Origin of the sequence: Mesorhizobium sp. WSM4935 (assembly GCF_029625735.1) — a bacterium.
GTDB lineage: Bacteria > Pseudomonadota > Alphaproteobacteria > Rhizobiales > Rhizobiaceae > Mesorhizobium.
In genome coordinates, this window is the sequence record NZ_JARTVR010000011.1 from 197,376 (window position 1) to 203,375 (window position 6,000).

The following is a 6,000-nucleotide window of genomic DNA, read 5'->3' on the forward strand; positions in this document are numbered from 1 at the left end:
GCAGCTGGGCTGCTGCCTTCAGGCGAGTCGAAAAGGAGATCGTCCGGGAGGGTGAAGGCGTTGACGAGGTGAGCCGTGAGTAAGCAATCAAGCTCTGATCGGGATCGACTAACACTGTTTCCATCCGACCGATGGTTGACCTGTGATCGGCGTTACCTCAAGCTAGGCAGGCCGACAAGCTCGGTTGGAAGGCGAAGACCTTTCGATGAGCTCGTCTCCGAAATGCTCGAGGCCCACTGCCGCGCCTACAGGAACATACTGGCGTAACGTGAAAACACGATGGCGTCGCGGGCAGGTGCATCTGTCGTGGGGCCATCCGCACTGCCAGGCACGCCCTCTCGGCCGGCATGCACTCAGGTCCGGTCGTTTGGGTCGGCGAATTCACACATCCTGCAAAGCAGAAAACCATCTGCTCCATTCATGCGGTCGACGATTTCGCGAAAAACTGGCTTTTCAAACAGAGCGGAGTAACCCTCATATAGAAGGTTGCCCAATACGTGACGCCGTTCAAAATCCATAGAGCACAGGGTAACGTCGCCGTTTGGAAGAAGAACATTCCGATACTGTCGTGCGTCCACGCAGGTTAGGGCTCCGACCACTGGCTGACGTGGTGCAACGATCTTAGGGTCGACGCTTCCACCCCTACTGCTCACCGGCCGCGCTTTTATCAGGGCTTCGGTAGGAATAATGTCGGCTATATCTGGGTGGGGCTCGCCCAAGGCCACGAATCGGATCAAGGGGATGTCCGCGTCGACGAGTTGACGAACCAGATCGCGATACTTGTCTCCGACCAGGCGGCTGTTCATGTAGGTGCCGTCATCGAAAACATGGACCACGAATACGCCCAAGCGCAAGGCTTGCAATCGCTGCAGGTCCTGCCCGTTCATTCCCACCAGCGTCGTAAAAATCCTGATGCCATGGCCTTTGGCGAAGGCGTGCTCCACCATTTCGGTACAGTCCGGATTGAGCCAAGGTTCGGAGTATCCCGCAAAACCAATGTCGACGGAAGTCGGTACGCGGGCCAGACACCGCTTGAAATCTTCAAGATCCAGATGACTCGCATGAGACACTTTTCTTTGCCGGACCGCGAACTTGTCCTGGGGACAATATGAACATCCTACGACGCATCCCGTGGTCGTCGTTATCTCCAAAACCCTGCCGGCTGTGTTTGCTGAGCGAAGTTCCGGTAAAATCACTGGTGATTACTCCCATCTACTTCCTGCGAAGCGCCACGATGGTGTGCGTGTGCCTTTGGCTTTCTGATACCGCCTGCTGATCTACCGAGGCAACGCAGACATCTACCCTTTTTGGCAGCCTAAGCCGCCCGGTTCACCGATTTGCCGGGCCGACCCTTCACAAACTTCCAGCGCGTCGGACCAGAGACAGCATTGCATCTTTCGAGGCATCACTCGCTCCGGAGATGTAGCCTCAACCGTTGGTCGCTGGCCCGTCGCCGAGATGCGCGCGCAGCACCCTCGAACCCGCCGGAGAGAAGCTTTCTGGATGCCGTCGATCATCCTTCATCGAGCGAGTTCCGTGTTCTCATGCGGGTCAGCCCTCACACTATATTGCCGCACATCGACCAGCAAAGGCCGAGCTAGTGCGCCTGGCGCGCAGTTACTGCGAGATAGGCTTCGAAAAGCCCGACAGGGCTAAGACGCTCCGCTGTATTGAACCCGAAATGTTTTCTGACAGCTGTCAGATTTTGGACACACATCACTCATCGTCAGTCGCTTAATACGGATGGTAATTTCTTCCAGGAATCGGTGACATTGAACACCACCCTGTCATGACCGCCCAATCTCAGCGAAGCGAACTCAGCATCGCCACCAGGACCAAGCCTGAAGATAAATCCGCCGTAGCAGCGTCAACGACATTTTGCTTTCGAAGCCGGATGGATTGCACGAGGTGATTCGCGCCGTGATGCAGGAGGTGCTCGAGGCCGAGATGGACGAGGCGCTGGGTGCTTCGAAGAGCGAGCGCACGCCGGAGCGTCTCGGCTATCACGCGCGCTACTACGGGCGGAGAACTAGCTGCGCACCTACGGCGGTTGGATAATCCCAAGGTTCAAAGCTTTTACAACAGCTACCGTTCTGCTGGTCGCATCCAACTTCCGCATTACATTTTTTAAATGGAAATCTATCGTATTTCGTGATCTGCCTAAAATAGTTCCTATTTCCCAAGATGATTTTCCTTGTGACACCAAATCAATGCACTCTATTTCTCTCGGAGACAGGTTATGAGCTCGTTCCGACGCAGTCGTAGTGTCGAACTTCGTAACCATCCGATGAAACCGCAGCGCGGCCATTTGCAGGTAGGTGATCGCTCTATTCTGCAATTCGCAGTCCGAGGATTGAGCAAAACTCACAAACCTAAAGCTGCCACCAGGGCCATGTAATGGGACGGTAACGCCTGACCTCAAGCCGAATGTTGCTGCTTCGTCCAAGACGCGGCGTCCATCTTCAGTTATGTTTTCATCAGTATACACCTCGCTCCATCGAAAGGGTCCCGCCTCCTTTCGACCTTTCTTGATGAGGGGGTCTATTTTGGCATAGCCCATTCTCGAGTAGCGCTCCTGCCATTCAGCAGGATAATTCCACATCACCACAGAACCCTCCCGGTTCGGCTTGAAAGCCCTCTCTGATGCGAGCGGCCCATAGGCAATCCACGGGCAATCGAAATTCAGCGCAAACGCAGACAACAGTTCGAACAACTGTTCGGATTGAGCGACATCATCAGTCATCTTGAGGAATAGGTCTAACTCCACCGCAATCCGCCGGAGTTCCATGATGTCTCCTTCATTGCGTTCTCATTGGTGCACAGTTTGCTCCAACCCAGCCTCGCAACATCCGAAGTCAACGGGACTCGAGCCGGAGTTCCTTCCGCCACCTGGAGTACCCTCAAGAGTCGTGCCAGCTTGCGAGCGAAGCTTCTCCTTCAGGTCGTCAATCGACGGGGGAGGTACCCAGGAGGCGAACCGACAGCACTGTGTCGGGGAGCGCACAATCCGACAGTCGAGCATTCGATTGACGGAATATGGGCAGGAAAGTATTCGCGGCGCGCTTTTGAAATCAGCACCTAAGTGCCGGGCCTGAGAAAGCTGCATTGCAACTGTACTTATTTGATCGAGGCAAGAACAAGCTCAAAATTCAATCGATACATCGACCTTCTTTTCCAATCTCCCGAGTTGAGCAGCCGTAGCAATCGTATCGACTGGATGGCGGCTGACTTTCTCCAGGCTCGGTAACCTGCTGAATTTGTCCTTCGGATGTTCCCGCTCAGTTGGCACGACTTTTGAACTCACCGTCGTGAGGCGGCAAGAGCTGCCCGCCAAAATTGATGCTGTTATGGGGGAGGTCGAAATTCCAGTTTTGTCTTTTATCGTCTTTGGGACCGAGCGTGTTGATGCGCCCGCTTGGAAACTATGAGACGTTTCCCCGTCCATGGGCGCGGCGCCACTTGTCGCGACGTTTTCGCCTTCACTGTTCGCCTCTGGAACAGGCAGCCGGCCCGGCTCGCGATCATCATGACCGCGATGCTCGCCTCCACGCTGGCTGACGTGTTGATGCCGCTCTATTCTGGCCGACTCATCGACGCTGTTTCTCGTGCTGCTAATGCGGCAGCACCAGCTTCGGATTCAGCTGTTGCAGCATTCTCTGTACCGATTGCATTGGCACTCGGTGGCATTGCCATGCGCCACGTCGCCTTCATTGGCCTGAGCGACCTGGTGTTGAAAATGATTTCCGACGTCGCGACCGAAGCGTTCCATCATGTGCAGCGCTTTTCGACAGACTGGCATGCAAACAGCTTCGCCGGCTCGACAGTGCGCAAGATAACGCGCGGCATGTGGGCGCTCGACCTCCTCAACAGCACGATACTCGTCACGCTGCTCCCGTCGTTTGTCATCTTGATCGGCTCGACGGTGCTGCTCGGCTGGCACTGGCCGGTCATGGGCGTGATCTTTGCTTGCGGCTCTCTCGTCTACCTTGCGTTTTCGATTTCGCTGTCGCTCGGCTATGTCGCGCCAGCGGCGAGCCTTGCCAACCGATGGGACACAAGGCTCAGCGGCGCGCTTGCGGACGCGGTCAGTTGCAACGCTGTGGTCAAGGGCTTCGGCGCAGAGGTTCGCGAAGACGAGCGGCTTGCAAATATCATGACGAAATGGCGGCACCGCGCGCGCCGGAGCTGGGTGCGCGGAACGATCATCGGCTCAACCCAAGGCGTAACTTTGGTTGCGCTCAGGGTGGCGGTGGTCGGATATGCCCTGCTTCTGTGGTCGCATGGACAGGCAACGCCGGGCGAGATAGCATATGTTCTCACGTCCTTCATCGTCCTGCAGGGCTATCTGCGTGATGCCGGCATGCATGTCCGCAACGTGCAGCACTCGGTTAATGATATGGAAGAACTGGTGGCCATCCACAATCAGCAGGTGGATGTTGCCGATCGTCCAGAGGCCAAGCCGATCCGGATCACGAACGGCCGTATCGATTTCGAGAACGTCCACTTCCGCTACGCCAACCATCCCCTGCCGCTCTATAGCGAATGTTCGCTGTCGATTGAAGCTGGCGAAAGGGTTGGGTTGGTTGGACCCTCCGGTTCCGGCAAGACAACATTCGTGAAGCTGATCCAGAGACTCTACGACCTGAGCGGCGGCCGGATCCTGATAGACGGTCAGGACGTCTCGGAGGTGACCCAAGAGTCCCTTCGTTCGCAGATCGCGATCGTGCAGCAGGAGCCGATCCTGTTTCACAGGTCGCTTGCCGAGAACATCGCCTATGGCCGGCCTGGCGCGAGCCAGGCCGAGATCGAGCAAGCGGCACGACTGGCAAGTGCCCACGAATTCATCGCGCCCCTGCCGAAGGGCTATGGGACATTGGTCGGCGAAAGGGGTTTGAAGCTCTCCGGCGGCGAGCGCCAGCGCGTGGCGATCGCGCGCGCCTTCCTCGCGAACGCGCCGATCCTTATTCTGGACGAGGCCACATCGAGCCTCGATTCGGAATCCGAGGTGCTCATTCAACAAGCGGTGGATCGGTTGATGGTGGGCCGAACCACACTCGTCATCGCACACCGGCTGTCGACGGTCCGCTCGCTCGATCGGCTGCTCGTCTTCGACCGTGGCCGCATCATGGAGGACGGCGATCATGCCGCCCTGATCAATCTCGATGGTGGCATTTACCGCCGCCTCTTCGAACGGCAGGCGTTGGAACTCGCGAAGGGCCTGGCCTGATCGCTAAACCGGCTTGCGCGATGCGCCGAGCCGTTGCCGGAGAGGGGTGTGGCAGTGACGAGCGGCGGGCGTTAGGCGGCAAAACCAGCACGGCCGGAACTGTCCGCCAAACGGGCGAGCGGGAATGCACCACGTCTAAGCTTCGGCGAATGCGCGCAGTTACACGCGGGCACCGAATTGTCGCGCCTAACGGCGCACGCACCAAAAGGGCGGGAATGTCGACGGCCCGGGAAGAGTGCGGCCCTCGCCGTTACCCACATTTCGCCAAAGGAAGCGAAGTCAACGCACATTGAGAGGGCGGTGCTTCCCGGCCGGCCGGGATCCCTGTCGCTGGCCCAACCTACCGCACGCTGGCCACGTCAACGGTTCAAAGTCCCTTCGGTTCGCAAAGTCGTCCCCTTGGAGACCCGGAAGCGCAGGAGCTCCGACCGCAGTCTTCGCTCAACTCTGGCCATCTGCTCCGGGATTGGATTCCGTTCCCTTGCTAGCACAGTGGCAGCTGAGCACGAACTCGCCGGCCCCGTGTCTTTCGATTACGGCCAACGGGCTTAGGAAGAGATTGGATTCGCCGGCCCTCTGCGGAGCGAATGAACAGTTCTACAGATCATCGACGTCCGCGAAAAAGAGCACGCAGCCGAAATAGCAGGCCTGAAGCAGCAGCGAACAGGCCAGCGTCGTGACGACTGCCACACGGATCGAATCCAAAGCGAAGTAAACCATCGACGCATTGCTGCACAGGACCAGCCCCACGAGCCGACAAAAAGATGAAGTGC

Annotated in this window: 5 protein-coding genes and 1 pseudogene; 2 read left to right on the forward strand and 4 right to left on the reverse strand. The window is 57.5% G+C overall.

Going from position 1 to position 6,000, the window contains the following annotated elements:
• Nucleotides 1–353: 353 nt before the first annotated feature.
• On the reverse strand, nucleotides 354–1,070 hold the full coding sequence (locus P9273_RS23300; RefSeq protein WP_224571099.1) for a radical SAM/SPASM domain-containing protein: 717 nt from the start codon (nucleotides 1,068–1,070) through the stop codon (nucleotides 354–356).
• 719 nt (nucleotides 1,071–1,789) lie between these two features.
• Between P9273_RS23300 and P9273_RS23305 the strand changes: the two are divergent.
• A pseudogene (locus P9273_RS23305) lies at nucleotides 1,790–2,025 on the forward strand (transposase); the annotation flags it as partial.
• Nucleotides 2,026–2,041: 16 nt separating this feature from the next.
• Here the strand turns inward: P9273_RS23305 and P9273_RS23310 are convergent.
• Nucleotides 2,042–2,788, reverse strand: a complete 747-nt coding sequence (locus P9273_RS23310; RefSeq protein WP_063169365.1) for a LuxR family transcriptional regulator — start codon at nucleotides 2,786–2,788, stop codon at nucleotides 2,042–2,044.
• Between the two features lie 354 nt (nucleotides 2,789–3,142).
• Nucleotides 3,143–3,445, reverse strand: a complete 303-nt coding sequence (locus P9273_RS23315; protein WP_127262113.1) for a hypothetical protein — start codon at nucleotides 3,443–3,445, stop codon at nucleotides 3,143–3,145.
• Here P9273_RS23315 and P9273_RS23320 point away from each other — a divergent pair.
• Nucleotides 3,425–5,227: an ABC transporter ATP-binding protein gene (locus P9273_RS23320; protein WP_063169366.1), complete on the forward strand. Its 1,803-nt coding sequence runs from the start codon at nucleotides 3,425–3,427 to the stop codon at nucleotides 5,225–5,227. The two genes, P9273_RS23315 and P9273_RS23320, sit on opposite strands and share 21 nt — an antisense overlap.
• 597 nt (nucleotides 5,228–5,824) lie before the next feature.
• Here P9273_RS23320 and P9273_RS23325 read toward each other — a convergent pair.
• Nucleotides 5,825–5,947: an exopolysaccharide production repressor protein gene (locus tag P9273_RS23325; RefSeq protein WP_127248688.1), complete on the reverse strand. Its 123-nt coding sequence runs from the start codon at nucleotides 5,945–5,947 to the stop codon at nucleotides 5,825–5,827.
• Nucleotides 5,948–6,000: the final 53 nt, after the last annotated feature.